Consider the following 26,473-nt stretch of genomic DNA (forward strand, 5'->3'; position numbering starts at 1 on the left):
CCGTATAGGACCGGCATCGAACGGGATCTTTCACCCTGCGTACAAAACAGGAGGGACGTCCTGTTTGTTGGGCTTCTGGTCATGCGAAGCTCCGGCTTCCAGCCTAAAGCCACTCCAGACGCCCGTCCTGCAGCCTGAGCACCCGGTCCTGCGGCACTGCCAGGTTTGCCGCTTCGTGCTCGGAGACACCTTCCACCATCCTGAACAGGGTCCGTATGACCCCGCCATGCGTGACGCAGACGGTCTGGCAGTCCAACGCATCGAACCACGGCTTCACCCGTTCGAGCAGCATCTGGTAACTTTCGGCGTCCTCGCCCGGCGGATGGAAATTCCACTTGTCGCGGCGGCGCGCCTTCGGCGAGCCGGGGCTGTGCGCCTCGAGTTCGGCAAAGGTAAAGCCCTGCCAGTCGCCAAAGTGCACCTCGACCAGGCGCGGGTCGGTGCGGTAGGCATCAGGATCGAGGCCCATTGCCGAGCGCAGCCGCTGCATCGTCTCACGCGTCCGCTTCATCGGGCTGGCGACAAAGTCGAAATCGCCGGGATTGTCGATCAGTCCGGCCAGCCGCCGTCCGTTGCGGGTCGCCTGCTGGCGGCCAAGTTCATTGATATCGGTGTCGGCCTGGCCCTGCAGCCGGGCCTCTGCATTCCACTGCGTCTGGCCGTGGCGCACGATGTAGACGAGCGGAACCATCAGGTCTTCCGGGTGTCAGGACAGGCAGGCGGAAATCGTGGCAGGACTATTCCTTGACGGTCGAAATATCCGGCGCGTCGACCGCCTTCATGCCGACGACATGGTAGCCGGAATCGACATGGTGCACCTCGCCGGTGACGCCACGCGACAGATCCGACAGGAAATAGACGCCGGAATCGCCGACTTCTTCCTGGGTGACCGTCTGCTTCAGCGGTGAATTGTATTCGTTCCACTTCAGGATGTAGCGGAAGTCGCCGATGCCGGAGGCCGCCAGCGTCTTGATCGGGCCGGCCGAGATGGCGTTGACGCGGATCTTCTTGCCGCCGAGATCGACGGCGAGATAGCGCACGCTGGCTTCGAGCGCGGCCTTGGCGACACCCATGACATTGTAGTGCGGCATGACTTTTTCGGCGCCGTAATAGGTCAGCGTCAGCAGCGAGCCGCCATCGGTCATCAGCGCCTCGGCGCGCTTGGCGATGGTGGTGAAGGAAAACACCGAGATGTCCATGGTGCGCAGGAAATTGTCGCGCGTCGTCTCGACATAGCGGCCGGTCAACTCGTCCTTGTCGGAAAAGGCGATGGCATGGACGAGGAAGTCAAGCTTGCCCCAGTGCTTGGCGACATTGGCAAAAACTTCATCCAGGCTTGCCGGATCGGTGACATCGCAATGGCCGGCAACAAAGGCGCCCAGTTCCGCAGCCAGCGGCTCGACGCGTTTCTTGAACGCCTCGCCCTGATAGGTCAGCGCGATCTCGGCGCCATGGTCGACGCAAGCCTTGGCGATGCCGTAGGCGATCGATCTGTTGTTGGCGACGCCCAGTATAAGCCCGCGCTTGCCGGCCATAAGGCCCTGTCCACCCGCCATGTCAGCGCTCTCCGAAAGATATTCTGCTTTGGAGTGCCTATCGCACAGGCAGAAAGGCGCTTCAAGCGGAGACGGGCCGCGCGTTCAATTCAGACACTCGGCATAAACAACGAATGGGGGATAATAACGATGTTGTGAGAAATGCCTCACTTCGGCGAGCGCGCGTTGATCGCCCAGGCCCGGCCGACCAGCCGAATCGGCTGATCGGCACCGGATATCGCCTTTATTCGGCGACTTTGCGCCAGGGAATGATCATTCCCACCTGCTTGCGGTAGAGGCGGTACTGATCGCCGAACATCGCGATGAGATCGCGTTCCTCGAGGAAGATGCCGAGCAGGATGTAGCCGGTGCTGCCGGCTGCGAAGAGGAGATGGCCCCATGTCATGGACGGCGTCGCCCAGAAGGCCAGGAGAAAGCCGACATAGATCGGATGCCGGACCCATTTGTAGAAAAGCGGCGTCCTGAACACAGGTTCGGGCAATTTGCTCTTGCGCAAAGCCGCGAAAACCTGGCGCAGGCCGAACAGTTCGAAATGGTTGATCAGGTAGGTGCTGATCAGCAAGACAGCCCAGCCGAGCCAGAACACGCCATGGAGGACGGCGACCCAGAACGGGTTCTCGACCGTCCAGACGGGACCGGGGATCGGCCGCCATTGCCAGTAGAGCAAAAGCAGGATGAGGCTGGCCAAAAGCACATAGGTGCTGCGCTCGGCCACGTGCGGAACAATCCGCGTCCACCAGCGCTTGAACACCGGCCGCGCCATGATGCTGTGCTGGGCGGCGAAAAGGCCGAGCAGCAGTGCGTTGACGATGACGGCTTCGACCGGACTTCCCACGATCCCTGAATCAATCGATTTCGGCACGGCAATGTTGCCGACGAACCCGACCGCATAGAGAAACGAACCGAGAAATATCAGGTATGCGGCAACGCCGTAGATAAGGGTGATTACGCCCGCCATGACTGCCCCTCCATGCAAGCATCAGGATTCGGTCGGTCGACCGAATTCAGGGTCAAAAACCATAAATTTAATAGCGAGTCAACTTGATCGGTCGTTCGACCGAGATATGGTGGCGAGACGCCCGCCCCGGAAGGAGAGTTGATGATCCGCCCAGATTGTGCCGATTCCAGCGGCAGGCACACCGCATGACGGACGCTGTCAAAGCCGCCGCCAAAGCCGCCGTCACGGCCCAGAACAAGACAAAGCGCGACACGCGTGCCGAACTGATTTCGGCAGCCGAGCTGTGCCTCTATCGAGGCGGCTATGCCGACCTGTCGACGCGGCGGGTTGCCGAGATCGCCGGCGTTCCGCTGAGCCAGATCCACTATCATTTCGGCTCCAAGGAACGGCTGTTCCTGGCCCTGCTCGACCATCTGAACGAGGGGCTGTTAAAGCGGCAGGCGGAGACGTTTGCAGCACCGATGCCGCTGTGGCAGCGCTGGGAGCGCGCCTGCGATTTCCTCGATGATGATCTGGCGTCCGGCTATGTCCGGATCCTGCACGAGATGATCGCGGCAAGCCTGTCGAGCCCCGAAATCGCCAAGGCGGTGCGCCGCGACCTGCACGGCTGGTTCGAACTGCTGCAAGGGCTGGCGCAAGAGGCGGAGCGGCGGTTCGGCGGACTTGGACCATTTTCCGCCGCCGAGGTGACCAGCCTGGTCAGCGCCGCCTTCCTTGGCAGCGAGACGATGATCCTGCTCGAGATCGAGGGCCCGCACGTTCCGGTGCGGCAGGCGCTGCGCCGCTTCGGCGAAACCATCCGGCAGATGGAGGAAGCAGCGCCCGACGCCCAATTGGCGAAATGAAACGTGTCAGCCTTTGCGGGCGCGCATCAGCGCTTCGAGATCGCTGTCGCCACCTTCCGGCAGCATGATGCGGACATGGGCGTAGAGATCGCCGTGGCCGCCGGCCTTTTCGGGCAAGCCCCTGCCCTTCAGCCGCAGCACCTTGTCCGAGCTCGACCATGCCGGGACATTGACCGCCAGCCTACCGGTCGGCGTGTCGACCGGAACCTTGGCGCCCAGCACCGCATCGGCCAACGCGACCTCCAGATCGGCATGCAGGTCGCGACCCTCGATGCGGTAGCGCGGATGCCTGCGGATGTGGATCTTCACCAGCGCATCGCCCGGCTGTCCCGGTCCCTGCTCGCCCTGGCCCTTCAGCCGGATAGTCTGGCCGTCTTCGACATAGGCCGGCAGCCTGACCGCGATCTTGCGCCCGTCGGGGAACATCGCGGTCACCTTCTCGGCGGTCGCGGCCTCCTCGATGGACACGTCGAGCGTGACGTTGAGGTCGGCGGCCTGGACCGGCTGGCGGCGATCGCCTGTTCCGGCGCCGCGGGCACCCGAAAAGGCGTCACCGAAGATCTGGCTGAAGATGTCGCTGTTGCCATCGAACGGATCGCCGCCGGGACGGCCTGAACGGAATTCGAAGCGCGAGCCCCCGCCGCCCTGCTGGCGGCGGAAGCCGGCGAACGGATCGCCGCCACCGGCTGCGCCCTCGAAACCCTGGAATTTCGGCTTGCCGTCAGCGTCGATCTCGCCACGGTCGTAAGCGGCGCGCGTCTTCTCGTCGCCGACGACCTCATAGGCCTGGTTGGCGGCTGCAAACCGGTCCTTCGCCTTGGGATCATTCGGGTTCTGGTCCGGATGATGCTTCTTGGCGAGCTTGCGGTAGGCCGATTTTATGTCCTTGGCCGATGCGTTCTTGGCAACGCCCAGCACCTCATAGGGGTCGCGCATGCGTCCTGCCCTGGAAAAAGAGTGAATCCACGTTGTCCCTTATATGCGCTCGCATAGGAAGAAATTCCAGTGTTGCACAGCCATATTGACGGCTGAAATTGTGGCACCAGTAGTGGCTGAAAATCAGAGCGGTTTGAAGTCCTGCATGTGCCAGCCGCCGGCGCCGGCCATGCACAATTGCCCCTTGAACAAAGCGACGCCGTCGAAGCTTTCACGCGAGGCGGTAAAGCTGCGGCAGGTCTGGCCGTTGTCCTGCAGTTCGGCCAGTTCGGTGATGGAGCCGCGCGAACCGGTGTTGGCATTCGCCCAAGGCACGGCCTGGCCGCGAAGCTCCTCTATATCGGCCGAAGAGACCGCATTGCCGATGGTGGTCTGGTCGGAAGCGTTGTCGGCGTCGGCCGATATCGTTTGAGCCGGCGCGCTCGAGGTGACGATGGCACGATCTACTTCGGCTTTTTCCAGGCTGAAGCCGCCGGCGCCGCAGGCGGCAAGCGGCAAGGCGACGATCACGATCACGGCTTTCGATCTGGCCGAAGCGATAGCGCTCCATTGCCCGCTGTCAAAAGCTTGCGCGATACGCAACAATCGGCAACCCCCTGAGATTCGAGACAATTTGAGAAAAACTATGAGTGACACTGAGTTAACAAGTGGTGACTTTACCGAGGCCGCCGAGCCGTTCCGGCTCTTTGCCGCGTGGCTGGAGGACGCCACAAAGAGCGAAATCAACGACGCCAACGGCGTTGCGCTGGCAACCGTCGATGCCGACGGCATGCCGGATGTGCGTATGGTGCTGCTCAAGGGGTTCGATGAAAGCGGCTTTGTCTTCTACACGAATTTCGAGAGCGCCAAGGGCCGCGAGATTCTTGGCAGCATGAAGGCGGCTATGTGTTTCCATTGGAAATCGCTGCGCCGCCAGGTGCGCATACGCGGGCCGGTGGAGATCGTCAGCGACGCCGAGGCCGACGCCTATTACGCGACGCGGCCGCGCGGCAGCCGCATCGGCGCCTGGGCCTCGAAACAGTCGCGGCCGCTGGAAAGCCGCTTTGCGCTGGAGAAGGCGGTGGCCGAATACACGGCGCGCTATCCGATCGGCGACATCCCGCGGCCAAAGCACTGGTCGGGCTTCCGCATCGTGCCGCAGCAAATCGAGTTCTGGCATGACCGGCCATTCAGGCTGCATGACCGCCTGGTCTTTTCGCGCAACGCCGAAGGCGGCTGGGACAAGACGCGGCTCTATCCCTGAGCGGTGGGCTTAGCCCTTCTTGCGCGTCATGAAGGCGGTGAGCGCCACGCGCGCTTCATCGGACGTCAGCTGCTCAAAGAAATGCTCGCTCTCCACCTTGATGCGGGCGAGAAGCTCGTCGCGCGATCCGCGCATCAGGTCGCGGGCGATCTTCAGGGCCTGCGGCGGCTTGGCGGCGATTGCGCCGGCCGCTGCCAGCACTGCGGCTTCGAGAGCGCCTTCCTCGACCACTTCGTAGATCAGGCCGGCGGCCTTGGCGCGCTCGGCGGAAAAGCCTTCGCCGAGCCCGAGCAGCGCGAAGGCGCCCTGGCGGCCGAGGATGAGCGGCGCCAGCAGGCTGGAGCCGGCCTCCGGCACAAGGCCGAGATCGACGAAGGGGGCGCGGAACATCGTGCGCGGCGTGGCGAAGGTCAGGTCGCAATGCAAATTGAGCGTGGTGCCGATGCCGACGGCGATGCCGTCGACGCCCGACACCATCGGCTTTTCCGTCCTGGCCAGCGCCAGCAGGAAGTCCCAGACTTCCGTGCCGCCCTCGCCGCCGGTGGCGATGACCAGGAAGTCGGCGAGGTCGTTGCCGGCCGAGAAGGCGCCCGGCACGCCGAGGAAGACATGGACGCGGACCGCCGGATCGGCATCGCCTTCGGCCAACGCCTTGGACATTGTCGCGTACATGGCACGCGTCAGCGCGTTCTTCTTGTCCGGACGGTTCATGCGGATGATCTGAATGGCGCCCTGGCGCTCGACGAGGATATGGTCTGTCACGGTTTCTTCCCTGATGAACGTCAAGCTGAGTATTCAGGCTGAAATCAGTGTCTTGCCGGCGGCGGCGAGGCTCTCGGCGCCGTCGATGACGCGGTCCTTCAAGGCGCTGGCCTCGCCAAGCAGGTTTTCGGCGAAGAAGCGGCAGAGGGCGATACGGTTCTGCTCGGCAAGCCCGCCACGCGCCAGATAGGCGCCGCCGGCGGCAAGCGAGATCAGCCGGAGATAGGGCGTCGCACCGGCCTGCGCTTCGTCGAGGCGGCCGTCGGCCAGCAGCTTCTGCAGGAAACGTGTTGCTTCGGTGAGATCGTCGAAGGCCCGGTCGAGGGTCTCGGCGCTGCGGCCGAACCCCTGCAGGTTCGAGGTCCGCACTTCATCGGCGACGGCCTTCAGTTCGGCGATGTAGCCATGCACATGCTCGCCGCCGCCGAGCGGCAGTTTGCGCGCCACGAGGTCGATCGCCTGGATGCCGTTGGTGCCTTCATAGATCGGCGCAATCCGGGCGTCACGATAAAGGGCCGCGGCGCCGGTCTCCTCGATAAAACCCATGCCGCCATGGACCTGGACGCCGAGCGAAGCGACGTCGACGCCGACATCGGTGGAGAAGGCCTTGGCCAGCGGCGTCAGCAGATTGGCGCGGTCGCGCCAATGCAGTGCGTCCTCGCCTGTCGAGACACGCGCGAGGTCGATGGCGTGGGCGCAGGAGTAGGAGATGGCGCGCGCGATCTGGGTCAGCGCCTTCATGGTGAGAAGATTGCGCTGCACGTCGGGGTGGTGGACGATCGGCGCCATGCCGGCGCCGGAATAATTCGATGCCTTGCCCTGGCGGCGTTCATTGGCATAGGCGATCGCCTTTTGAGTCGCGGCTTCAGCCACCGCCACGCCCTGCATGCCGACGCAAAGCCTGGCGTTGTTCATCATGGTGAACATGCAGGCGAGCCCCTTGTTCTCCTCGCCGATCAGCCAGCCGATGGCGCCGGGCGTAGCGCCTCCAAAACCGTCGCCATAGATCATGGTGCAGGTCGGCGAGGCATGGATGCCGAGCTTGTGCTCCAGGCCCGAACAGAAGACGTCGTTGCGGACACCGAGCGAACCGTCATCATTGACCAGGAATTTCGGCACCAGAAACAGCGAAATGCCGCGCGTGCCGGCGGGCGCATCCGGCAACCGCGCCAGCACAAGATGGACGATGTTGTCGGTGAAATCGTGCTCGCCATAGGTGATGAAGATCTTCTGGCCGAAGATGCGATAGGTGCCGTCACCGGCGGGTTCCGCGCGGCTGCGTAGCGCCGCGAGATCGGACCCGGCCTGCGGCTCGGTGAGGTTCATCGTCCCCATCCATTCGCCGGATACGAGCTTGGCCAGATATTTGGCCTTGAGCGCTTCGGAGGCGTGCTTGTCGAGCGCCTCGACGGCGCCCATGGTCAGCGTCGGACCGATGCCGAAGGCCATGGCGGCGGAGTTCCACATTTCGAGTGCCGCGACGCCGAGCATGGTCGGCAGGCCCTGGCCGCCGAACTCTTCCGGCCCCGACAGCGCGTTCCAGCCGCCGTCGATCCAGCTGCGGTAAAGCGCTTTCCAGCCGGGCGGCGTGGTAACGGCGGCATCCTTCAGCACCGCCCCGTGCTCGTCGCCGATCTTGTAAAGCGGCGCCACCTCCTCGCTTGCGAAGCGGCCGGCCTCGGCCAGGATGGCATCGACAAGGTCTTCGCCGAGGTCGCCGAACGCGCCGCTGTCGAGCGCCGGCTTGAGGCGGGCGACATGCTTGAGCGTGAACGAAATGTCCTCGACCGGCGCCTTGTACATGCCGCTTTCTCCTCCGCTGCTCGCCCCTCGATCCTAGGACCCGGGACGACGCAAAACCATCCGCCTTTGGGCGGCCTCCGGCCTTCTTTTTACGTAAACGTCAAACTTTGTCACGCAGATTTTGCGACTGAACTTCGTCATCCACGGGCGGAGCGGAAGCGAAGCGGACGCGAAGACCCGAGGATCCATGCCGCGACCTCGCGCACAGGGTGCGAGGGCGCAGAATTCTGGGCCGTGGCAACGCTTCGAAGTCGCGGCATGGATTCTATGGTCTGCGCCGCGTCGCTTCGCTCCTTGCTTCGCCATGGAATGACGAAATCGCGAGGGCTTGGCCAATCTCCCCCCTCGTGGGGGAGATGCCCGGCAGGGCAGAGGGGGGCGCGAAGGAACGCCACCCTTGTTCATTTCCCAACCAATCCGAGGCAAGCGTCGCAACTGTGATCGATTGAGAAGGCGGAGGACAGCGCCCCCCTCTGTCCTGCCGGACATCTCCCCCACGAGGGGGGAGATCGGATTTCACGCCGCCTTCGCTAGTCACGACGAAAGCATTTCCTTAACCATAGCAGTTCACCATCGGTGTTTGGTCAGCGGGGACTCCCTGTTTGAAAACGCCGGCGCATCTTCTTCGCCGCTCAGCGCTCGCTCTCACGGCGATGATGGCGCTGGTATCGGCGGCAAAAGCCTCTGACTTCTCCGAGCCCTGGCGGGATGGCGACCGCGCGCTCGTCGTCGACGCCTATGAATACAATTCCATCGACTGGGGTGAACTTGCCACCGACAAGCGGATCGTCGGCTTCATCAACAAGGCCTCCGACGGGCTGCCGCCGCCCTATTTCTGCTATGGCGACGAGACCACGGTAAAACTCTGCAAGACGCTGTGGAAACGCTTTGCGGTGACGCGTGAGCTGTTCCAGACGCGCAAGGTGGTGGCCAAGGCGCTCGGCCTGAAATGGGGCGCCTATCACCTTGCTCGCCCCGGCAATCCGGTCGAGCAGGCGAACAATTTCATCGATTTCGCCGAACCCGCGCCGGACGATCTGGTGGCCCTCGACCTCGAAGGCAATGACCCAACACAATGGATGTCACTCGAGGATGCCGAGGAATTCGTCCGCCAGGTGCACCGGCGGCTCGGCCGTTTTCCGATACTCTACAGCAACGGCAAGACCGCACAGTATATCGCCGACAACCGCTATCAATATCGGCTCCTGTCGCGACTGCCGCTCTGGTATGCGCGCTACAAGCCCGACATCGACGTGCATTTTCCGATGGGCAACTGGAAGGGCTATGCGCTGTGGCAGTTTTCGGCGCAGGCCAATTGCGGCCGCCTGCGCTGCCCGTACCGTGTCGCCGGCACGCCCAACGACATCGATGTCAACGTTGCCCCGATGGATGCAGCCACGCTGCGCCAGCAATGGCCGTTCGGCGGCCTGGTCAATGTGCCGCCCGACTACCTCGCCTCGATCCCTGTGCCGGTTTCGCGCGAGGCGGGGCTGGCCGGCAAAGTCACCATCACCTACGCCGATGTGGCGACACCGCCGACAGTCGAGGAGATGGTGGCGGTGCTCGGCGCACGCTGGCAGACATTCCGCGCCGCCTTCCACATGCCGGTGGTCAAGACGGTGCCGCGCCGCCCGCACTTCGGCATTGCCGAGTATGTCGCCTGGAAGCGGACCGCGTATCGCTCGGAGGCTCTGCTCGAGGCCGCCTTCTCCCAGGCCGCCGACCCGGTCAGCACCGCTTCGACAGAACTCGTTCGCGAGCGCTGAAATCTTTTTGTTTCTGCGCAATTCCTCAGGGAAAGCGCTTCACACTTTTCCTGGAATTGCCTACCCGGCCGCGCTTGCCTTTTCCCGCGCCACCGCCTGCCAGCCTATGTCGCGGCGGCAAAAGCCTTGCGGCCAATCGATGCGGTCGAGCGCGGCGTAAGCGCGGCCCTGCGCTTCACCGACCGTCTTGCCGGACGCAGTGACGTTGAGCACGCGGCCGCCATTGGCAACCAGCGCGCCGCCATTGATGGCGGTGCCGGCATGGAAGATCTGGACGCCTTCACCAGCGGCTTCGTCCAGGCCGCGGATGACCGAACCTTTTTCCGGCGTGCCGGGATAGCCCCGAGCCGCCATCACCACGGTGAGCGCCGCCTCGTCGCGCCAGCGCACCGAGCTGTGCGCAAGCTGCCCGTCGACGGCGGCATTGAGCAGCACCAGGAGATCGTCCTTCAGCCGCATCATCAGCACCTGGCATTCGGGATCGCCGAAACGGGTGTTGTATTCGATCAGCTTCGGCCCTTTGTCGGTGATCATCAGGCCGGCGAAGAGAATGCCGGCGAAGGGCGCGCCAAGCTCGGCCATGCCGCGCATGGTCGGCTCGACGATTTCGCGCATGGTGCGCTCGATCATTTCAGGCGTCATCACCGGCGCCGGCGAATAGGCGCCCATGCCGCCGGTGTTGGGGCCGGTGTCGCCGTCGCCGACGCGTTTGTGGTCTTGCGCGGTACCGAAGGGAAGTGCCGTGGTGCCGTCGCACAGGCAGAAGAAGCTCGCCTCCTCGCCGGTCATGAATTCCTCGACCACCACCTCGGCGCCGGCCTCGCCAAAGGCGCCGTCGAAACAGGCGTCGAGCGCGGCCCGCGCCTCATCCAGCGTCATGGCGATGGTGACGCCCTTGCCGGCGGCAAGCCCATCGGCCTTGATGACGATCGGCGCACCGACCTTCTCGACATAGGCCTTGGCTGCGGCCAGATCGGTGAAGCGGCCATAGGCGGCGGTCGGGATATCGTATTTCGCGCAGAGGTCCTTGGTGAAACCTTTCGAGCCTTCGAGCCGTGCTGCCCGCTTCGACGGGCCGAAGACGCGGATGCCCTGATCGCGCAGATCATCGGCAATGCCGGCCACCAGCGGCCCTTCCGGCCCGACGACAACGAGGTCGATTGCGTTGTCCTTGCAGAAAGTGGCCACAGCGGCATGGTCGGCGATATCGAGCTTGATCAGTTCGGCCTCGCGGGCGATGCCCGGATTGCCGGGCGCGGCATAGAGCCTGGTCAACAGCGGCGAGGCCGTGATCTTCCAGGCCAGGGCATGTTCGCGGCCGCCGGAGCCGATCAACAAAACGCGCATGCCGATGTCCCTTGTCATTTCACGACAGGGACTGCGCTATTGCGCCGGGCGGCGCGGGTCAAGAGTTTTACCTTGCGCGACGCCGCTTGCGCACGGGAACGTCGCGCCGAGGGCACAACGTTCCCGGCCAGGCTCAGCTCTGGAAGGCGGCTTAGCTGCTGAAGACGACCGGGAACCAATCCTCGCGCAGTTTCTGGCCGGGCTTCATGTCATGGCCGGGATAGGGCGGTGAGGTGCGGCCGGGGCGCTCGACATAGCGCGCATCGTCGCCGACCCAGCGCAGCGACAGCGCCCGGCGCCGCGCCGCGGTCGGATTGCCGCGCGCGCCATGCGCCGTCCTGAAGTCGAACAATATGGCGTCGCCCGGCTCCATCTCCCATTCGAGCACCTTCAGCGACGGGTCGTTGTCGGGGTCGGGCACCGGCAGATAGTCACCGTCGCCGGCATAGAAATTGCTGTCGTCGAGCCAGCGCACCGGCAGGATCATCTTGTTCCATTTGTGCGAGCCGGCGATCAGCCGCAGCGTCGCTTCCTTGACCGGGTCGATCGGGATCCAGAAGCTGACGGTCTGCGTGCCATCGACGAAGTAATAAGGGATGTCCTGATGCCAGGGCGTCGGCTTCTGCGTACCCGGTTCCTTGACCAGCACATGGTCGTGGAAGAACTGGGCGCTGCGCGACTGCATTGCCGCCGCCGCCAGTTCGGCGGCCGGGGAATTGCGCACGACATCGACGAATTCGGGGATGCGCTCCCAGTTGCAGTAATCGTCGAAGAAACTGCCCTTGCCATTGGCGATGTCAGACGCCGTGGCGCTGCGGTTCTGCATGTTGCGCTCGATGCCGGCGGCGATGGTGCCGACCCAGTCCTTGAAGGCGCCGCGTATGCAGACGGCGCCGTCGCGCTGGTAGTCGGCAATCGCTGCGGCGTCGATATGTCTGGCGGCCATGTCATGTCTCCCCTGTTGGATGCCCGAAGTTGGATAACCGACTATCGCAGCCGCACAACATCACGTAAAATAATAACTTCTCATTCCGCTTATAGCTTTAACCTATGAACCTGACACTCACCCAATTGCGCTACCTCGTCGCCGTCGCCCGGCATGGCAGCGTCACCGCGGCCGCCCGGATGCTGAACGTCTCACAGCCGTCGATTTCGGTGGCGATCGACAATGTCGAAGCGACGCTCGGCCAGAAACTGTTCGTGCGCCAGCGCGGCAGCGGCATCGCGCTGACCTCGTTCGGCCGCAGCGCGGTGGCGAAGGCGAAGCAGGTGCTGGCCGAAGCGGACGAACTTGTTGGGCTCGGGATGCGCGATGCCGATGTCGGCGGCGAGCTGGTGCTCGGTTGTTTCGAGGATCTTGCGCCCTATTTCGCGCCGGCGCTGATCCGCACTTTTTCGCAACGCTGCCCGGCGGTCACTGTGGTCGTGCGCGACGAGACCTTCGAGACGCTGGGCCGCCGGCTCGGCGATTCCGCCATCGATCTCGGCCTGACCTACGATCTCGGCCTGCCCTCGCACTTCGCCCGCATCCTGCTGCATGAGCTGCGGCCGCATGCGCTTCTGCCGCAAGGCCACGCGTTGGCCAGCCAGGCGAGCGTCAGCCTGGCGGAGCTGGCGACCCATCCGCTTGTTACCACCGACCAGCCGCACAGCTGGCAGCATATGCTGGACCTGTTTCTGAGCCGCGGCCTGTCGCCGGTCTCGCAATCGACGACGAGTTCATTCGAACTGCAGCGCAGCATGGTCGCCAACGGCTTCGGCGTCGCGGTGAGTTACACAAGGCCCTGTGGCGACAGGAGTTATGACGGCCTGCCGCTGGTCTGCAAGCCGCTGTCGGATCCACTGCCGATGCAGCGCATCATCCTCACCCATGACACAAGCCAAAGGCTGTCGAAAGCCGCGCTGGCCTTCATCGAGGTGGCGAAGGAATGGTTTGCCAGCCACGATGTCTTCACCGCCTGAGCGACGATGCGGCCGCTTGACGGCGCTCGCTGCTGCTGCCACTCCAGCACGATGGAAACCATCCAGTCGAAAGCGGCCCAGGGCCGCGTCGCCGACGCGCCGAGCGGCCATTGGGTCTACAAGATATTGCCGCGCTGGCTGTGGCCCTATGCGCAGCTTGCGCGCTGGGACCGGCCGATCGGCTGGCAATTGCTGCTGTGGCCCTGCTGGTGGTCGGCAGCACTTGCCGCCAGCGCCTATCCCCACCCCACCGACCCGCTGCTGACGCTGCTGCCGGCGCCGTGGTTCTTGTTCCTGTTCTTTGTCGGCGCCGTCGCCATGCGCGGCGCCGGCTGCACCTACAACGACATTGTCGACCAGGACATCGACAACAAGGTCGAGCGGACGCGTTCGCGGCCGCTGCCGGCCGGCAAGGTGACGCGCCGCCAGGCCTGGGCGTTCCTGGTCATCCAGGCCTTGCTGGGCCTCGTCGTGCTGCTGCAGTTCAACGACTTCGCCATTCCGCTCGGCATCGTCTCTCTGGTGATCGTTGCCGTCTACCCCTTCATGAAGCGCTTCACCAACTGGCCGCAATTCGTCCTTGGGCTCGCCTTCTCCTGGGGCGCGCTGATGGGCTGGGCTGTCGAGTTCGGCGATCTCGATGGCCCGGCCATCATGCTCTATATCGGCTCGATCCTGTGGGTGATCGGCTACGACACCATCTACGCGCATCAGGACAAGGAAGACGACGCCATTGTCGGCGTGCGCTCGACGGCGCGGCTGTTCGGCGACAACACCAAGACCTGGCTGGTCGGGCTCTATGGCGGCACGCTGGTGTGCTTTGCCATCGCCTTCGCCTCGGCGCAGGCGCCGGTGGTGGCGCTGGCCGGGCTGATCGCCGCCGGTGCGCATATGGCGCGGCAGATAGCAGTTCTGGATATCGACGATCCCGATCAATGCCTGCGGCTGTTCAAATCGAACAACCAGGTCGGCTGGCTGATCTTCCTCGGCCTGATCGGCGGCGCGCTCTGGGTGGCGCTGAAGCCGCTGGTGTAGTGCCCTTCTCCCCGTTCACGGGGAGAAGGTGGCGGCAGCCGGATGAGGGGCAGCGCAAGCCTTCAAGGTGAGCTAAAATCCACTACAGCGACACCGCGCGGATTCGCGTTTTGAGGTGCTTAACCATTAGAGGCCAGCGCTGCCCCTCATTGTCCTGCCGGACATTTCTCCCCGTATAGGGACGGGGAGAAAGGGCGCTTCACAGCCTACTCTCTTGAAATAATCTCTTCGCCGTCGACGACCAGCCTCAGGCCCAAATCGCCGGCCCTGCGGCGGGCGAGGAAACGCGGGCGGCGCGTGGTCGAAACCCGGCCCTTGCGGCGATCCTTGGCCGGCAGCGCCTTGATGGCGGCGCCCAGCGATTCTTCGAGCGTGCGGGCAATACCGTCGGATTCGATCAGCAGCATCTGCAGCCGGTAAGCATCGGCCCAGGCGCGCCAGTCGGCGGCGACGTCGTCGAGATCGTCGGCCACCAGCAGTGGCACCGACAGCATCGGGTCATTGTGCAGGAGTTCCAGGGTTACCGTGACATTGCCTTCCGGATCCTCCAGCGCGCGGGCGGCGACGCCGCGAAACGCATTGGCGGGCAGCGCGATGATCGCCGGCAGGCCGCTCATCTCGAGCGTGCGCCGGATGACGGCGCCACGCTGGTCGATGGTGAAGGTAACGTCGCCATAATCGTCGCGCGTGGCATAGCTTACCACTTGCGGCAGGCGGAATGGGTCAAGACGCATGTTGCGCCCAGCCCAGACGGGCTTCAGTACACTGTTCATCTACTGCCTTCCTGTGTCTCTCCTGAGAGCCGCTTTCACGGATCCCACCGGGCCAGTTTTCCCAGCCTCGTTATGGCGAAACAGTAGCGCGGGCTTCTTACCTGCGCGCTTAAGAAAGTCGGTTAAATTTTGCTGATCTCGGTGGATGGTTATCGGAATGAGACCAGCCACAAGATGTTGAAAGGATTAGATAACCTTACCGGGATTCATGATGCCGGCCGGATCGAAGGCCGCCTTCACCCGGCGCATCAGTTCGATCGCCATTGGCGGCGCGGTGGCGATCAGTTCATCACGCTTCAATTGGCCGATGCCGTGTTCGGCCGAGATCGAGCCATGGAAGGAGCGCACGACATCGTGCACGGCATGGTTCATGGCGTGGTAGAGGCCGAGAAACGCTTCGTCGTCACCATCCTGCGGCCGGGAGATGTTGTAGTGGAGATTGCCGTCGCCCATGTGGCCGAAGCAGACGACGCGTGCTTGCGGGCTGACCGAGGCGACAGCCCCCGCAGCCTTGGCGATGAACGCAGGGATGGATGCCACCGGCACCGAAATATCATGCTTGATCGAGGCGCCTTCGGGCTTTTGCGAATCCGGCAGCACCTCACGGAAATTCCAGAACGCGTCGCCCTGCGCCAGGCTTGCCGCGATCACCGCATCGCCGACAATGTCTTGCTCGAGGCCCTCCGACAGCACTTCTTCGATCAGCCCTCTGGCGTCCTCAGCCGAACGGCCGGATGACACCTGCGTCAGCACATACCAGGGCCAGTCCTCGGCCAGCGGCCGGGTGACGCCCTGCGCGTGGCGCAACGTGAAATCATAAGGACGCTGGCCGATCAGTTCGAAGGCAGTGAGTGCCGCCCCTGCCCGGTCCATCGCCAGGCTGAACAACGAAAGGGCTGCTTCCGGCGACGACAGGCCGGCAAAGGCGACTTCGCGGCCCTTGGGCTTGGGAAACAGTTTCAGCACCGCGGCGGTGATGATGCCGAGCGTGCCTTCGGCGCCGACAAACAGGTTCTTCAGATCGTAGCCGGTGTTGTCCTTCTTCAGTTTGCGCAGATCGTCGAACACCTCGCCGGTCGGCAGCACCACTTCGACACCGAGGCAAAGTTCGCGCGCATTGCCATAGGCAAGCACGCCCGTGCCGCCCGCATTGGAGGACAGATTGCCGCCGATCTGGCAGGATCCTTGCGCGGCAAGCGACAGCGGAAAGAGCCGGTCGGCGGCATCGGCCGCTTCCTGCAGCGTCTGCAGGATGACGCCGGCTTCGACGGTCACCGTGTTGGAGAACACGTCGATCTCGCGGATACGGTTCAGCCGCGACAGCGACAGCACGATCTCGTGACCCGACGCGTCGGGCACCTGCGCGCCGACCAGCCCGGTATTGCCGCTCTGCGGTACGACCGGCGTTCCAGTCTCGCTCGCCAGCCGCATGATCCGGCTGACCTCGTCGACACTGCCGGGACGCAACACCAGTCCTGTCCTGCCGTGCCACAGCCCGCGCCGCTCGATGAGGTAAGGCGCGATATCGGCCTGGCCACGCAGCGCATATTTGTCGCCGACGATTGCGGCGAAGCGGTCGATGAGGGCGGGATCGAGATCGAAGGGCTGGTCGTTCATGGGCAGAAACTATGGCCCTCAGTCGAGCTTGTCACGGGGGGCGGCGGCGCGAAAGAGCCGATCGTTGATCGCCTCGCCCAGGCCTTCGAACGGGATCGGCTCGACGGCGATCGTCGCCGCGCCACTGCGGTCGAGCTCCTGCAAACAGGCGAACAGATTGCTTGCTGCTTCGCGCAGGTCGCCTGATGCGGACAGGTTGCGCAAGGCGACGGCCGCTTGCCAGCCTTCGGCGCGGTCACCGCCAAAGGCCAGCAAGGCCTCTCCTTTAGCCACGCTTTGCGCATTGAGCCGCACCGCGGCGCCGGGCGCATAGTGCGACGCCAGCATGCCTGGCGCCTCAATCCCGGTCGTCGCGCCGCGCAGCAACTCGGTGCCGACGGCGGCCTCGATGTCGGCCGCGGCAATGCCGCCCGGCCTCAGCAGCCGCACAGTGTCGCCTTCAACCTTGAGAATAGTCGATTCCAGTCCGACCGGGGTTGCGCCACCATCGACCACCAGCCGGATCTTGGCGCCGAGATCGGCCGCCACGGCTTGCGCCGTCGTGGCGCTGATCCTGCCCGAAGAGTTCGCGCTGGGCGCGGCCAGTGGCCGGCCGAGCCTGGCGATCAGCTCGCCGCCGAACCCCCTGGGCATGCGCAGCGCGATCGTATCCAGCCCGGCGGTGACCAGCGGATGGATGCCGTTGCCGGCTTGCTGCGGCAGCACCAGCGTCAGCGGCCCCGGCCAGAACGCCTGGACCAATCGTTCCGACAGCGGGTCGAAGGTGGCAATGCGCTCGGCCATCGCCAGATCGGCGACATGGGCGATCAGCGGGTTGAAGCGCGGCCGGCCCTTGGCTTCGAAGATGCGAGCGACGCCGACGCCATTGGTGGCGTCGCCGGCCAGTCCGTAGACGGTCTCCGTCGGGATGGCGACGACGTCGCCGCCCTCAAGCAGCGCCAGCGCCCGCTCCATCGCTTCGCCGACGGGTAGTATCTCAGCCACTCGCATCACCTCACAGGCGCCGGACCTAGTACGGCAGCGATTTTCGGGCAAGCCGGCGTTGGTGAATTATCAATGCCTAAAATGCTATGTTTCTCCGCAAGCCGGCATCAATCCACTGGGGTTAAGGCTTTCTGGGTCAAGGCTGGCGGCTTGTTGGGCAAGGGGATGGTTTCGATGTCGATGCGTATGCTTGGAGCGCTTGGTTTTACCCTGGCGGCGATGACCGGTGGGGCACAGGCCTCGTCGATCGTCTTTCTCGGCGTCTCGACCTCGACGCCATCGGTCATCAAGGTCGGCACACCCGAACCGATGAAGGTCGCGTCGTCGCCATCGATCGTCGCGCTCGGCGATGCCCAGCCCGACGTGACTTATGAGAATGTCGCGGCGATACCCGAGAAGCCCAGGCATGGCCAGGGCCCGATGATCATTCGCGGCGGCGTCGTCGGCGGCGCCTTCGCCGCGCCGGCTCCCGCCAAGGCGAACGCTGCGGCAGCACCGGCAGCTGAGACGAAGCCTGGAGCTGAGACCGCACCGGCCGGAACTGCTACGGCGTCGAATGGCAAGCCCGAGTCGCAGCCGGCTGCTGCGCCGCAGGCAGCGGCAACGCCACAGCAGCCGAGCCAGGGCGTCGGCAAAGCCGAGTAGGCCATTCAGCTTGACGCCGATCGACGCCCCGGCGCACGATCGGCTTGTCGGCGGCGACCTCAATTTCGCCCATCGGGTTTGGCATGAGCGCGCCGGGTTTCAACTGAGCAAGGGGGTCTCATGAACATGACGAAATCATTGACTGTTGCCGGCCTGTTGCTGGCGTCATTTCTGGGCATTGGCAGCGCGCAGGCCGGTGACGACATGCTGGGGTCCTACGTTGCGCGCATTTCCGATCGCGATCACCACGCCAGCGACGGCTACGAACTGAGCACCGCGGCACAGATGGTGCGGCAGGACCGCGCCAACTGGCACAAGTTCCACCGCCGCGACGCCGACGACCAGGGCGACGACTGGTTCCGCGGCAACGACGACCGCGCGTATCTGGAGCGCATGCTGAAGCGCGGCGGCGCCATGAGTTCCTCGACACGGAACGCCATCGTCAATGGCGAGCCGCTGATCCAGGTCGACGTCTATTCAGACAGCGTGCATGTGAGCATTTTGGAGGATTGACTTCGTCAACCTCGGGAGGACTGACAAAGTCAGCCTCTGGAGGACTGACGGAGTCAGTTCCGAACAAGAAAGGGCGGCGTGTGAACGCCGCCCTTTCTTGTTAATGTCAGTCGCCTGAAGGCTCAGGCCGCTTCTTCCTTGTCGTCGTCGTCCTCGTCGTCGGATTCCTCGGTTTCGTCAGCGCCGCCGGCTTCGGCCTTCACGCTGTCGTCGTCTTCATCTTCGTCTTCGTCGTCTTCCTCGTCCTCATCGTCGTCCGAAGAAGCGGTGGTTTCGGCACCTTCTTCCTCGCCCAATTCGTCGCTGTCTTCGTCATCGCCTTCCTCGTCATCCGACAGGTCGGCGGCCTCGACCGCCGCGGCGGCGGCATGGTCGAGACTATTTTCGGAAGCGGATTCGAGCGCCTCGGGAGTGCCCGAGGTTTCTTCTGTCACTTCGATGTCGTGAGCGGAATTCATGGAAGCCTCCGTGGGGGTTGGGAACATGTCCTTTTTGCCACGGAGAGATCATCGCCATATGACTGTAAGCCGGCTCGAACGGCTGGCGGCGGCGAAAATTTTCTGGGCTTTTCCCCGCCCCTTAGCCAGCTATCTTGGAAAAATCCGCGACCTGATCGGTGGCTGCGCGGATACGGGCGAGCAGCGCCAGACGGTTGGCGCGCACGGCCTGGTCCTCATCATTCACGAGAACACGTTCAAAGAATGAATCAACGGGTTCACGCAGCACGCTAAGCGCCAGCATGGCGGCGGAAAAGTCTTCCTTTTGAATCGCTTCGCCGGCTTGCTTCTCAGCCTGATTCACCGCGGCAAACAGCGACTTCTCGGCCTCCTCGCGAAATAGCGCCGGCTCAACAGTCGCGGCAATGGCCGTTTTCTTCTTCTCCTCGGCGGCCAGAATATTGGCCGCGCGCTTGGTGCCGGCGAGCAGGTTCTTGCCGTCCTCGGTGTCGAGGAAGGAGCCGAGCGCTTCGACGCGGCGCACGATTTGCAGGAGATCGTCCGACTTCGGCGTGATGACCGCATCGATGAGATCGTGGCGGGCGCCCTGATCGCGCAGATAGACCTTCAGACGGTCGTGGAAGAAGGCGAAAAGGTCAGCAATAAATGGCGACAGCGACGCCTCCAATTCCATCATGCGCTGACCGTCGAAGAACTCTCGTTCCTGGTCGGGAGAGCCAAAGGTCCTTGAACGTGCGTCGGCCAGCCCGCCCTTCAGCAAGTCGGAAATCAAGCTTGCTTCCGACAGCAGCTGACTTGTTCCCTTGTAATCGCGGATACGGGAATCGAGCATCGCGACAACACCGCGACTTTCCGCCCCTTCGCCCTGCTGTTCATAGGCGGCGAGTGCGGAGGAGACTGCCGCCGCAATGGCGGTGCCAAGCGAAAGCTTGAGCTTGTTTTCCAGAATGATTCTCACCACGCCCAGTGCAGCGCGGCGCAGCGCATAGGGATCCTTCGAACCGGTCGGCTTTTCATCTATTGCCCAGAAGCCGACCAGCGTATCAAGCTTGTCGGCCAGCGCTACGGCAATCGACACGGGATCGGTCGGCACACGGTCGGATGGGCCCTGCGGTTTGTAGTGTTCCTCGATGGCGGCGGCGACGGACGGATGCTCGCCCTGCAGCAGCGCATACTTGCGGCCCATGGCGCCTTGCAGTTCGGGAAACTCACCCACTGCTTCGGTGGTCAGATCAGCCTTCGCCAGCACAGAGGCCCGCCCGGCGCGCTCGCGCAGGTATTTCTGTTCGGCGTTGAGGGCGTCGGCGGACAGAAGCTTGCCGCCGAAGAATTTCGGCTGCTTCGACAAGCTGTCGGCGATCTCTTGCGCCAGCCGCTTGATCCGTTCCACCCGCTGGCCTTGCGTGCCGAGCTTGGCGTGGAAGGTGACGTTGAGATGGTCGAGGCGGGCCATGCGTTGGTCGAGCGGCTTTTTCAGATCGAGCCCGAACTTTTTCGCTGATGCCTCAAGCTCCACGAGGTCAGGCAGATCGCCCTGGTCGGTACGCCAGAAATAGAGCGCATCCGAGAGGCGCGCGCGCACCACCTTGCCGTTGCCATGCGCAATCTCCTTGCCGCCGTCCCTGGCCTCGATGTTGGCGGTGAGGATGAAGCGGTTGGAGAGGTTTTCGCCATCGCCTTGCGGCCGGGTGACAAAACATTTCTGGTTGGCGCGAATGGTCAGCCGGACCACTTCAGGCGGAATGGCAAGAAAGGCCTGCTCGAATTCGCCCATCAGCACCACTGGCCATTCGACAAGGCCCGACACTTCTTCCAGCAGCCCTTCGTCCTCGACCAGGTCGAGCCCGTTGGCGAAGGCAAGGTTGCGGGCATCGGCCAGGATGATCTCCTTGCGCCGGTCGCCATCGAGCACGACCTTGGCAGCTTCCAGCTTGGTCACGTAATCGTCGAAGCGGCGCACGGTGATTTCGCCGGGCGCCATGAAGCGATGGCCGTAGGTGAGGTTGCCGGAGCGAATGCCGTCGATCTCGAAATCGACCACCACCGGCTCCTCGGTCTCGGGGCCGAAGGTGCACAGGATCGTCTGCAGCGGCCGCACCCAGCGCAGCGAGCCGGGCTTGGCCGAAGCCGGCCCCCAGCGCATCGATGTCGGCCAGGGGAAGCTGCGGATGATGGCCGGCACCAGCTCGGCGATGATTGCTTCCGCCGCCCTGCCCGGCTTCGAAATATGCGCGACGTAGAAATCGCCCTTCTTCGGGTCGGAATGGACATGCGCCTCGGTAACCGAGGCAAGGCCTGCCTTGCGCAGAAAACCCTGCACAGCCTGTTCCGGCGCCGTCGTGGGCGGCCCCTTGATCTCCTCGTGGATGTCCTGCGAGCGCGCGGTCAGACCCCTGACGTCGAGCGCCAGGCGCCGCGGCGTCCAGTATTCGCGCGCCGCCTCATAGGTCAGACCCGCCTCGACCAGACCGTCGGTCAGCATCTTCCTGAGATCGCCCGCCGCCTTGCGCTGCATGCGCGCGGGGATTTCCTCGGAGCGAAGTTCCAGCAACAAATCCGGCATCAAAGTTTCTCCACCCGCATGCCGTTTTCCTGTTTGCGCGTCCTCGCGCCTCCGGCGCTGCGGTCGCACGGCTGGGCCGGGATTTCCTCGGAGCGAAGTTCTTGTAGCAGGTCAGGCATAGGTTCGGCTCGTGCGGGAGAATGGTCGCGCGGGGCATAGCAACTCGGCTGGCCGCTGTCACCCTTTCCAGAAATTTTGACCGTCCTGTCGGGACGGGCGGACCCCACCCGTCCTTGGATCAAAGATTTCCATGAACCAAACGCAGCGCTGAAGCGACCAACGCTCAGGCAGGGATCTATTGGCTGAACGACCATGAAAACGGCATCGAGACTCCTCCAGATACTCGCACTCAGCGCCTGTTTCGCCGCGCAGGTGCATGGCGCCTTCTCGATGCCGGGCGTGCGTCAGGCAATGCGCACGATGGCTGGGGCGAGCGGCCACAGCACGCCTGACGTAACCTACACCGTTTCCCTTTCCGCCTAGGCGGGATCCGGCTGCTCCTCCAGAGCTGCCGCCGGCTGGGCCGTCTGCCGTCGCGAAATATCCTTGACGACCTCCAGAAAGGCCAGGCTCAAGAACACGCTGACGACATCGGAGGCCATCATCGCCAGACTTGCATTCTGCAGTTCCGGGATTTGCTCTGCTTTCATGGTGAGCCGAAATGCGATCCGGTCGAAAATGTTGGAGGCGAGCCAGACGAACCACCAGATCGTCAATATGCCCGGCGCCGACTCTGTCTTCCAGCTTTTCGATCCGCCGCTTGCCCGCCAGATCTCAGCCATCGCCTGATAGGGCTTCCAGAGATTGGCGACGGGGATGAAATACCAGCCGATCGCCCAATTGGGCGTGAACTCCATATCCGTGGCGCCAAGCGCCCTGGCGTTCTTGTTGGCCAGCCTTATCCAGGCAAGAATGCTTATTCCCGCCACCAGCCAGAGAATGACCTGGATGATGCCGACAATCCTCTGCCTGTTGTCGCTCGAATCGGCGGCCGCCGAAACGTCGTAACCCAGGCTTCCAGTTCCGCTGCCGATGTCGACCAGAAGCTGGAACTCGAAATAGCCGGACACGACAGCGATGACATCGACCGCTATGAGGACCCACAAGATGCGGATCACCCAAGCGGTGCTTGCCGAGAAGTCCTTGAAGATGCTCACGTCAGCCCGCTCCTCATCCGCGCCCTGCACAAGCTAGACGCGCAAAGGCCGACGCTCAAGCGGACAGCACCTTATCGGTAGGTCAGGCCGCCAGTCCGCCGGCCTGGGTCATCAGGAACGCCTCGCCGCAGGCTTTCGCCAGATTGCGCACGCGCAGGATGTAGCTCTGTCGCTCGGTGACGGAAATCACGCCGCGCGCATCGAGCAGGTTGAACACATGGCTTGCCTTGATGCACTGGTCATAGGCCGGGAAGACCATGCGGTGCATCGGCAGATTGTCATTCGAGGCCGGGGCGCCGGCCGCGAGCAGCGCCTTGCATTCGGCTTCGGCATCCTCGAAATGCCTCAGCAGCATGGCGGTGTTGGCATATTCGAAATTGTGCCTGGAATATTCCTGCTCGGCCTGCAGGAAGACCTCGCCATAGGTAACCTTTTCGGCGCCTTCGCGGCCGTTGAAGTTCAAGTCGTAGACATTGTCGACGCCCTGCACATACATCGCCAGCCGCTCCAGGCCGTAGGTCAGTTCTCCCGCCACCGGCGCGCATTCGATGCCGCAGACCTGCTGGAAATAGGTGAACTGCGACACTTCCATGCCGTCGCACCAGCACTCCCAGCCGAGCCCCCAGGCGCCCAGCGTCGGGCTTGCCCAGTCGTCCTCGACGAAGCGGATATCATGCAGCAGCGGATCGACGCCGATCGCCTTGAGCGAGCCGAGATAGAGCTCCTGCAGGTTCGGCGGATTGGGCTTGAGGATCACCTGGTACTGGTAATAGTGCTGCAGCCGATTGGGGTTTTCGCCATAGCGGCCGTCTTTCGGCCGGCGCGAGGGCTGCACATAAGCGGCGTTCCAACCCCTGGGGCCAAGCGCGCGCAGCGTGGTTGCCGGATGAAAGGTGCCGGCGCCGACTTCCATGTCGTAGGGCTGCAAAATCACGCAGCCATAGGCGGCCCAGTAATTGTGCAGGGTCAGGATCAGCCCCTGGAACGAACGGCTGGGATGCATATGGTCTGTCGACACGGCGGCCTCGGAAGCGCAAAAATGAAGTCATTCCCTAGTTGCCGGGCCTGCAAGCGTCAAGGCAGCGCCTGCCGCACTGTGCCTTCAGAGGTTGAACGCATTGCTTCCGGCTGGCCCATTGCCGGACGGCGCTGAGCGCCATTTGCTCGGGCAAGTTCCAACGACAAAGGTTCCGCCATGCCCGCCCAGTCCATCGTGCGCCCCCTCACCCGGCAGGATTACGAGCAGTGGCTGCCGCTGTGGGACGGCTACAATGCGTTTTACGAGCGCTCCGGCCCGACGGCCCTGGCAGGCGAGATCACCGCAATGACCTGGTCGCGCTTCTTCGATGCCTACGAGCCGATGCATGCGCTGGTGGCCGAGAGCGAAGGCAAGCTTCTCGGCCTTGTCCATTTTCTCTACCACCGCACCACGACGGCGATTTCGCCGAACTGCTATCTGCAGGACCTTTTCACCACAGAAGCCGCGCGGCAAGGGTATCGGCCGGGCGCTGATCGAAGGCGTCTATGAGCGTGCGCAAGCTGCCGGGGCGGGCCGCGTCTACTGGCTGACGCATGAGACCAACCACACGGCGATGAAGCTTTACGACAAGATCGGCGACCGCTCGGGGTTTGTCGTCTACCGAAAGCTCTTTTGATGCTGTTCTGAAACGAAAACGGGGCTCAGCGAGCCCCGTTTCATCAGACGTATGGCCATTTCACCCTTTCGGCGCGGGCACGACAGGCTTGACCTTCGGGGTTTCCTGCGCGGTGTTGGATTCGATCGGCGGCAGGCCTTTCATCAGCTTCTGCTGCAAGGTGGCCAGCACATCGGGATCGGGCTTCAGGTCGCGCGCCTGGTTCCACTGGAAGGTGGCTTCGAGCTTGCGGCCGACGCGCCAGTAGGCATCGCCGAGATGGTCGTTGAGCACCGGATCTTCCGGCTTCAGCGACACGGCGCGCTCCATTTCGCGCACGGCGTCGTCGAACCGGCCCATGCGGAAATAGGCCCAGCCCAGCGAATCGACGATGTAGCCATCGCTCGGCCGCAGGTCGACGGCCTTCTGGATCATCGCCAGGCCTTCCTTGAGGTTCATGTTCATGTCGACCCAGGAATAGCCGAGATAGTTCAGCACCTGCGGCTGGTCGGGGAACAGTTCCAGCGCCTTGCGGAAGTTCGGCTCGGCCTTCGGCCATTCCTTCAGCCGCTCATAGGCGATGCCGCGCTGGTAGAAGATGTTCCAGTTGGCATTGGTCGGCGTCTTCAACACCGCGGCCGCCTTGTCGTATAGGGTGGCGGCGGAGCGGAAATCCTCCTTCGAGGCATAGACCCCGCCCAGCGCCAGATAGGCGCGCATGTCGTCGGGGTGGGCGTCGACGAAGGCCTTCAGATGGGTGATCGCCTCATCGTGACGGTTGAGATCGGCAAGGTTGAGGCCGAGCTGCAGGTCGGAAAGCTCCTTCAGCGGCGAGGAGGCTGGAATGCGGCGATAGAGCGCAATGGCGCCTTCGCCGTCCTTCAGCTGCTCCGCAACGGCGGCAAGCTGCACCAAAGCGGCGTCGCTGTCGGGCTTCAGCGCCAGCGCATATTGCAGATAGAGGCGCACGAACGGCTCGCCGCCGCCGCGATTGAGCGCGATGGCGAGGTCAAGCAGGATTTCGGACGCGCCTTCCGACGGGCTGGAGACAAAGGGCTCGATCTTGTCGCCCTTGCTGATCTTGTCGCGAAGCGCCTGGATGTCGAGCTTGCCTGGCGCGAAGGCCTCGGCCTTGTCGAGCACGTAGAGCGCCTTGTTCTTGTCGCCCTTGCGCGCCAGGAAAGAGGCATAGGCCTGGGCGTTGCGCATCCATGTCTCGGGCGCGGCACCGCCGGCCGTGGTGTCGGTCAGCGTCGCGTCGTAGAGCGCATCAGCCTTGTCCGACAGGCCTGCGGCATCGGCGATCAGCGCGCGGTGGAAGGACTTGAACAGGCCGAACCAGTCCGGCCCCTGCAGTTTGTCGATGGAGGCCATCGCCCCGGTTGGGTCGCCGGCGCCCTCTTGTGCCCAGCCGGACATGACGCCGGAAATCAGGCGATCGAGATCGGATTCGAGCGACAGCTTGAGCCAGTACTGCGCCTTGGTGAAATCCTTCTTGTGGAAGGAATCGACCGCCAGCGCCAGCCGCGAGAAGCGCTCGACATCGGGAACTTCCTTGAGCTTGTCGGCATAGACAAGCGATTCCTCGAAGCGCCCCTGCGCGATCAACGACAGCATCAGGCTTTGCTGCAGCGAGGTGTCGCCGGGATTGAAGGCCAGCGCCTGCTTGTAATAGGCGATGGCATTGTCGAGGTCGTTGTCGCCTTCGGCGATGCGGGCGGCGAGATAGGCGCCCGAGAAGGAGGTGATCTTGACCGGGTCGGCCGATTCCTTGGCGTAGGCGGGCAGCGGAGAAATCGCCATCCCTGCCACAATTGCCAGCCCCGCGAGCCAGCGCGCACGTCCTTGCCGCATCGTATCCCTTTCAGCCAGACACGACCCGCACACAGGCGGGACCGCCATAGACTCGATGTTTC

24 protein-coding genes and 1 pseudogene are annotated in these 26,473 nt (G+C 63.7%); 8 read left to right on the top strand and 17 right to left on the bottom strand.

What is annotated here, in order from left to right; genetic code table 11:
• Positions 1–103: 103 nt before the first annotated feature.
• The 3 genes from ACWGTI_RS08420 to mddA form a co-directional block, all read right to left on the bottom strand.
• On the bottom strand, positions 104–691 hold the full coding sequence (locus ACWGTI_RS08420) for a histidine phosphatase family protein (protein ID WP_454586677.1): 588 nt from the start codon (positions 689–691) through the stop codon (positions 104–106).
• Positions 692–737: 46 nt separating this feature from the next.
• Positions 738–1,556 carry an enoyl-ACP reductase FabI gene (gene fabI / locus ACWGTI_RS08425; RefSeq protein ID WP_454573774.1) on the bottom strand — a complete coding sequence of 273 codons (819 nt, stop codon included), beginning with the start codon at positions 1,554–1,556 and terminating at the stop codon, positions 738–740.
• 223 nt (positions 1,557–1,779) lie between these two features.
• Positions 1,780–2,514, bottom strand: a complete 735-nt coding sequence (gene mddA, locus ACWGTI_RS08430; RefSeq protein ID WP_454586678.1) for a methanethiol S-methyltransferase — start codon at positions 2,512–2,514, stop codon at positions 1,780–1,782.
• 185 nt (positions 2,515–2,699) lie between these two features.
• Here mddA and ACWGTI_RS08435 point away from each other — a divergent pair, with 185 nt between their 5' ends.
• Entirely contained in the window at positions 2,700–3,359 is a 660-nt protein-coding gene (locus tag ACWGTI_RS08435) for a TetR/AcrR family transcriptional regulator (protein WP_454586679.1), read from the top strand.
• A gap of 6 nt (positions 3,360–3,365) precedes the next feature.
• Here ACWGTI_RS08435 and ACWGTI_RS08440 read toward each other — a convergent pair whose 3' ends face one another.
• Both ACWGTI_RS08440 and ACWGTI_RS08445 read right to left on the bottom strand, forming a co-directional pair.
• The gene (locus tag ACWGTI_RS08440) at positions 3,366–4,295 is read right to left on the bottom strand and encodes a DnaJ C-terminal domain-containing protein (RefSeq protein ID WP_454586680.1); all 930 of its coding nucleotides are present in this window, start codon (positions 4,293–4,295) and stop codon (positions 3,366–3,368) included.
• A gap of 123 nt (positions 4,296–4,418) precedes the next feature.
• A complete protein-coding gene (locus tag ACWGTI_RS08445; RefSeq protein WP_454586681.1) occupies positions 4,419–4,880 on the bottom strand; it encodes an RT0821/Lpp0805 family surface protein in 462 nt (153 codons plus the stop codon).
• Positions 4,881–4,920: 40 nt separating this feature from the next.
• Between ACWGTI_RS08445 and pdxH the strand changes: the two genes are divergently transcribed.
• Positions 4,921–5,538: a pyridoxamine 5'-phosphate oxidase gene (gene pdxH, locus ACWGTI_RS08450; protein WP_454586682.1), complete on the top strand. Its 618-nt coding sequence runs from the start codon at positions 4,921–4,923 to the stop codon at positions 5,536–5,538.
• Positions 5,539–5,547: 9 nt separating this feature from the next.
• On the opposite strand, the gene ACWGTI_RS08455 is transcribed toward pdxH, so the two are convergent.
• Positions 5,548–6,300, bottom strand: a complete 753-nt coding sequence (locus ACWGTI_RS08455) for a crotonase/enoyl-CoA hydratase family protein (protein WP_454586683.1) — start codon at positions 6,298–6,300, stop codon at positions 5,548–5,550.
• A gap of 33 nt (positions 6,301–6,333) precedes the next feature.
• On the bottom strand, positions 6,334–8,103 hold the full coding sequence (locus ACWGTI_RS08460) for an acyl-CoA dehydrogenase family protein (RefSeq protein ID WP_454586684.1): 1,770 nt from the start codon (positions 8,101–8,103) through the stop codon (positions 6,334–6,336).
• A 653-nt stretch (positions 8,104–8,756) separates the two neighbouring features.
• Here ACWGTI_RS08460 and ACWGTI_RS08465 point away from each other — a divergent pair.
• Positions 8,757–9,869, top strand: a complete 1,113-nt coding sequence (locus ACWGTI_RS08465) for a glycoside hydrolase family 25 protein (protein ID WP_454586908.1) — start codon at positions 8,757–8,759, stop codon at positions 9,867–9,869.
• A gap of 60 nt (positions 9,870–9,929) precedes the next feature.
• Here the strand turns inward: ACWGTI_RS08465 and purD are convergent, their stop codons facing one another.
• Entirely contained in the window at positions 9,930–11,216 is a 1,287-nt protein-coding gene (gene purD / locus ACWGTI_RS08470; protein ID WP_454586685.1) for a phosphoribosylamine--glycine ligase, read from the bottom strand.
• Positions 11,217–11,367: 151 nt separating this feature from the next.
• The gene (locus tag ACWGTI_RS08475) at positions 11,368–12,162 is read right to left on the bottom strand and encodes a phytanoyl-CoA dioxygenase family protein (protein WP_454586686.1); all 795 of its coding nucleotides are present in this window, start codon (positions 12,160–12,162) and stop codon (positions 11,368–11,370) included.
• Positions 12,163–12,266: 104 nt separating this feature from the next.
• Here ACWGTI_RS08475 and ACWGTI_RS08480 point away from each other — a divergent pair, with 104 nt between their 5' ends.
• Both ACWGTI_RS08480 and ubiA read left to right on the top strand, forming a co-directional pair.
• The gene (locus ACWGTI_RS08480; RefSeq protein WP_454586687.1) at positions 12,267–13,178 is read left to right on the top strand and encodes a LysR family transcriptional regulator; all 912 of its coding nucleotides are present in this window, start codon (positions 12,267–12,269) and stop codon (positions 13,176–13,178) included.
• 51 nt (positions 13,179–13,229) lie between these two features.
• Positions 13,230–14,213 (top strand): 4-hydroxybenzoate octaprenyltransferase, encoded by a 984-nt coding sequence (gene ubiA, locus ACWGTI_RS08485; RefSeq protein ID WP_454586909.1) that lies wholly within the window; start codon positions 13,230–13,232, stop codon positions 14,211–14,213.
• A 206-nt stretch (positions 14,214–14,419) separates the two neighbouring features.
• Here ubiA and ACWGTI_RS08490 read toward each other — a convergent pair whose 3' ends face one another.
• From ACWGTI_RS08490 to ACWGTI_RS08500, 3 genes are all read right to left on the bottom strand, one after another.
• Complete coding sequence (locus tag ACWGTI_RS08490) at positions 14,420–14,986, bottom strand: DUF6101 family protein (protein ID WP_454586688.1); 567 nt, start codon at positions 14,984–14,986, stop codon at positions 14,420–14,422.
• Positions 14,987–15,172: 186 nt separating this feature from the next.
• Positions 15,173–16,603, bottom strand: coding sequence for an FAD-binding oxidoreductase (locus tag ACWGTI_RS08495; protein WP_454586689.1), 1,431 nt, complete (start codon positions 16,601–16,603; stop codon positions 15,173–15,175).
• A gap of 18 nt (positions 16,604–16,621) precedes the next feature.
• Positions 16,622–17,587, bottom strand: coding sequence for an L-threonylcarbamoyladenylate synthase (locus tag ACWGTI_RS08500; RefSeq protein WP_454586690.1), 966 nt, complete (start codon positions 17,585–17,587; stop codon positions 16,622–16,624).
• Positions 17,588–17,761: 174 nt separating this feature from the next.
• Here ACWGTI_RS08500 and ACWGTI_RS08505 point away from each other — a divergent pair, with 174 nt between their 5' ends.
• Positions 17,762–18,232, top strand: a complete 471-nt coding sequence (locus ACWGTI_RS08505) for a hypothetical protein (RefSeq protein ID WP_454586691.1) — start codon at positions 17,762–17,764, stop codon at positions 18,230–18,232.
• A 120-nt stretch (positions 18,233–18,352) separates the two neighbouring features.
• Positions 18,353–18,745, top strand: a complete 393-nt coding sequence (locus tag ACWGTI_RS08510) for a hypothetical protein (RefSeq protein ID WP_454586692.1) — start codon at positions 18,353–18,355, stop codon at positions 18,743–18,745.
• A gap of 122 nt (positions 18,746–18,867) precedes the next feature.
• On the opposite strand, the gene ACWGTI_RS08515 is transcribed toward ACWGTI_RS08510, so the two are convergent.
• From ACWGTI_RS08515 to ACWGTI_RS08530, 4 genes are all read right to left on the bottom strand, one after another.
• On the bottom strand, positions 18,868–19,203 hold the full coding sequence (locus tag ACWGTI_RS08515) for an ATPase (RefSeq protein WP_454586693.1): 336 nt from the start codon (positions 19,201–19,203) through the stop codon (positions 18,868–18,870).
• Positions 19,204–19,324: 121 nt separating this feature from the next.
• Positions 19,325–21,766 (bottom strand): glycine--tRNA ligase subunit beta, encoded by a 2,442-nt coding sequence (gene glyS, locus ACWGTI_RS08520; protein WP_454586694.1) that lies wholly within the window; start codon positions 21,764–21,766, stop codon positions 19,325–19,327.
• A 479-nt stretch (positions 21,767–22,245) separates the two neighbouring features.
• On the bottom strand, positions 22,246–22,923 hold the full coding sequence (locus ACWGTI_RS08525) for a DUF4328 domain-containing protein (protein WP_454586695.1): 678 nt from the start codon (positions 22,921–22,923) through the stop codon (positions 22,246–22,248).
• An 82-nt stretch (positions 22,924–23,005) separates the two neighbouring features.
• Complete coding sequence (locus ACWGTI_RS08530) at positions 23,006–23,926, bottom strand: glycine--tRNA ligase subunit alpha (protein ID WP_454586910.1); 921 nt, start codon at positions 23,924–23,926, stop codon at positions 23,006–23,008.
• A gap of 192 nt (positions 23,927–24,118) precedes the next feature.
• On the opposite strand from ACWGTI_RS08530, the pseudogene ACWGTI_RS08535 reads away from it, so the two are divergent.
• Positions 24,119–24,578, top strand: a pseudogene (locus tag ACWGTI_RS08535) (N-acetyltransferase family protein).
• A gap of 60 nt (positions 24,579–24,638) precedes the next feature.
• On the opposite strand, the gene ACWGTI_RS08540 reads toward ACWGTI_RS08535, so the two are convergent.
• The gene (locus ACWGTI_RS08540; protein ID WP_454586696.1) at positions 24,639–26,411 is read right to left on the bottom strand and encodes a tetratricopeptide repeat protein; all 1,773 of its coding nucleotides are present in this window, start codon (positions 26,409–26,411) and stop codon (positions 24,639–24,641) included.
• Between the last annotated feature and the right edge of the window lie 62 nt (positions 26,412–26,473).

The sequence above is a fragment of the Mesorhizobium sp. ArgA1 genome (assembly GCF_053714375.1).

What these genes read in the sequence shown, in the direction of transcription:
- ACWGTI_RS08420 (WP_454586677.1), bottom strand. Translation starts at nt 691, where the DNA reads ATGGTTCCGCTCGTCTACATCGTGCGCCACGGCCAGACGCAGTGGAAT.
- fabI (WP_454573774.1), bottom strand. Translation starts at nt 1,556, where the DNA reads ATGGCGGGTGGACAGGGCCTTATGGCCGGCAAGCGCGGGCTTATACTG.
- mddA (WP_454586678.1), bottom strand. Translation starts at nt 2,514, where the DNA reads ATGGCGGGCGTAATCACCCTTATCTACGGCGTTGCCGCATACCTGATA.
- ACWGTI_RS08435 (WP_454586679.1), top strand. Translation starts at nt 2,700, where the DNA reads ATGACGGACGCTGTCAAAGCCGCCGCCAAAGCCGCCGTCACGGCCCAG.
- ACWGTI_RS08440 (WP_454586680.1), bottom strand. Translation starts at nt 4,295, where the DNA reads ATGCGCGACCCCTATGAGGTGCTGGGCGTTGCCAAGAACGCATCGGCC.
- pdxH (WP_454586682.1), top strand. Translation starts at nt 4,921, where the DNA reads ATGAGTGACACTGAGTTAACAAGTGGTGACTTTACCGAGGCCGCCGAG.
- ACWGTI_RS08460 (WP_454586684.1), bottom strand. Translation starts at nt 8,103, where the DNA reads ATGTACAAGGCGCCGGTCGAGGACATTTCGTTCACGCTCAAGCATGTC.
- ACWGTI_RS08465 (WP_454586908.1), top strand. Translation starts at nt 8,757, where the DNA reads ATGATGGCGCTGGTATCGGCGGCAAAAGCCTCTGACTTCTCCGAGCCC.
- purD (WP_454586685.1), bottom strand. Translation starts at nt 11,216, where the DNA reads ATGCGCGTTTTGTTGATCGGCTCCGGCGGCCGCGAACATGCCCTGGCC.
- ACWGTI_RS08475 (WP_454586686.1), bottom strand. Translation starts at nt 12,162, where the DNA reads ATGGCCGCCAGACATATCGACGCCGCAGCGATTGCCGACTACCAGCGC.
- ACWGTI_RS08480 (WP_454586687.1), top strand. Translation starts at nt 12,267, where the DNA reads ATGAACCTGACACTCACCCAATTGCGCTACCTCGTCGCCGTCGCCCGG.
- ubiA (WP_454586909.1), top strand. Translation starts at nt 13,230, where the DNA reads ATGGAAACCATCCAGTCGAAAGCGGCCCAGGGCCGCGTCGCCGACGCG.
- ACWGTI_RS08490 (WP_454586688.1), bottom strand. Translation starts at nt 14,986, where the DNA reads ATGAACAGTGTACTGAAGCCCGTCTGGGCTGGGCGCAACATGCGTCTT.
- ACWGTI_RS08495 (WP_454586689.1), bottom strand. Translation starts at nt 16,603, where the DNA reads ATGAACGACCAGCCCTTCGATCTCGATCCCGCCCTCATCGACCGCTTC.
- ACWGTI_RS08505 (WP_454586691.1), top strand. Translation starts at nt 17,762, where the DNA reads ATGTCGATGCGTATGCTTGGAGCGCTTGGTTTTACCCTGGCGGCGATG.
- ACWGTI_RS08510 (WP_454586692.1), top strand. Translation starts at nt 18,353, where the DNA reads ATGAACATGACGAAATCATTGACTGTTGCCGGCCTGTTGCTGGCGTCA.
- ACWGTI_RS08515 (WP_454586693.1), bottom strand. Translation starts at nt 19,203, where the DNA reads ATGAATTCCGCTCACGACATCGAAGTGACAGAAGAAACCTCGGGCACT.
- glyS (WP_454586694.1), bottom strand. Translation starts at nt 21,766, where the DNA reads ATGCCGGATTTGTTGCTGGAACTTCGCTCCGAGGAAATCCCCGCGCGC.
- ACWGTI_RS08530 (WP_454586910.1), bottom strand. Translation starts at nt 23,926, where the DNA reads ATGCATCCCAGCCGTTCGTTCCAGGGGCTGATCCTGACCCTGCACAAT.
- ACWGTI_RS08540 (WP_454586696.1), bottom strand. Translation starts at nt 26,411, where the DNA reads ATGCGGCAAGGACGTGCGCGCTGGCTCGCGGGGCTGGCAATTGTGGCA.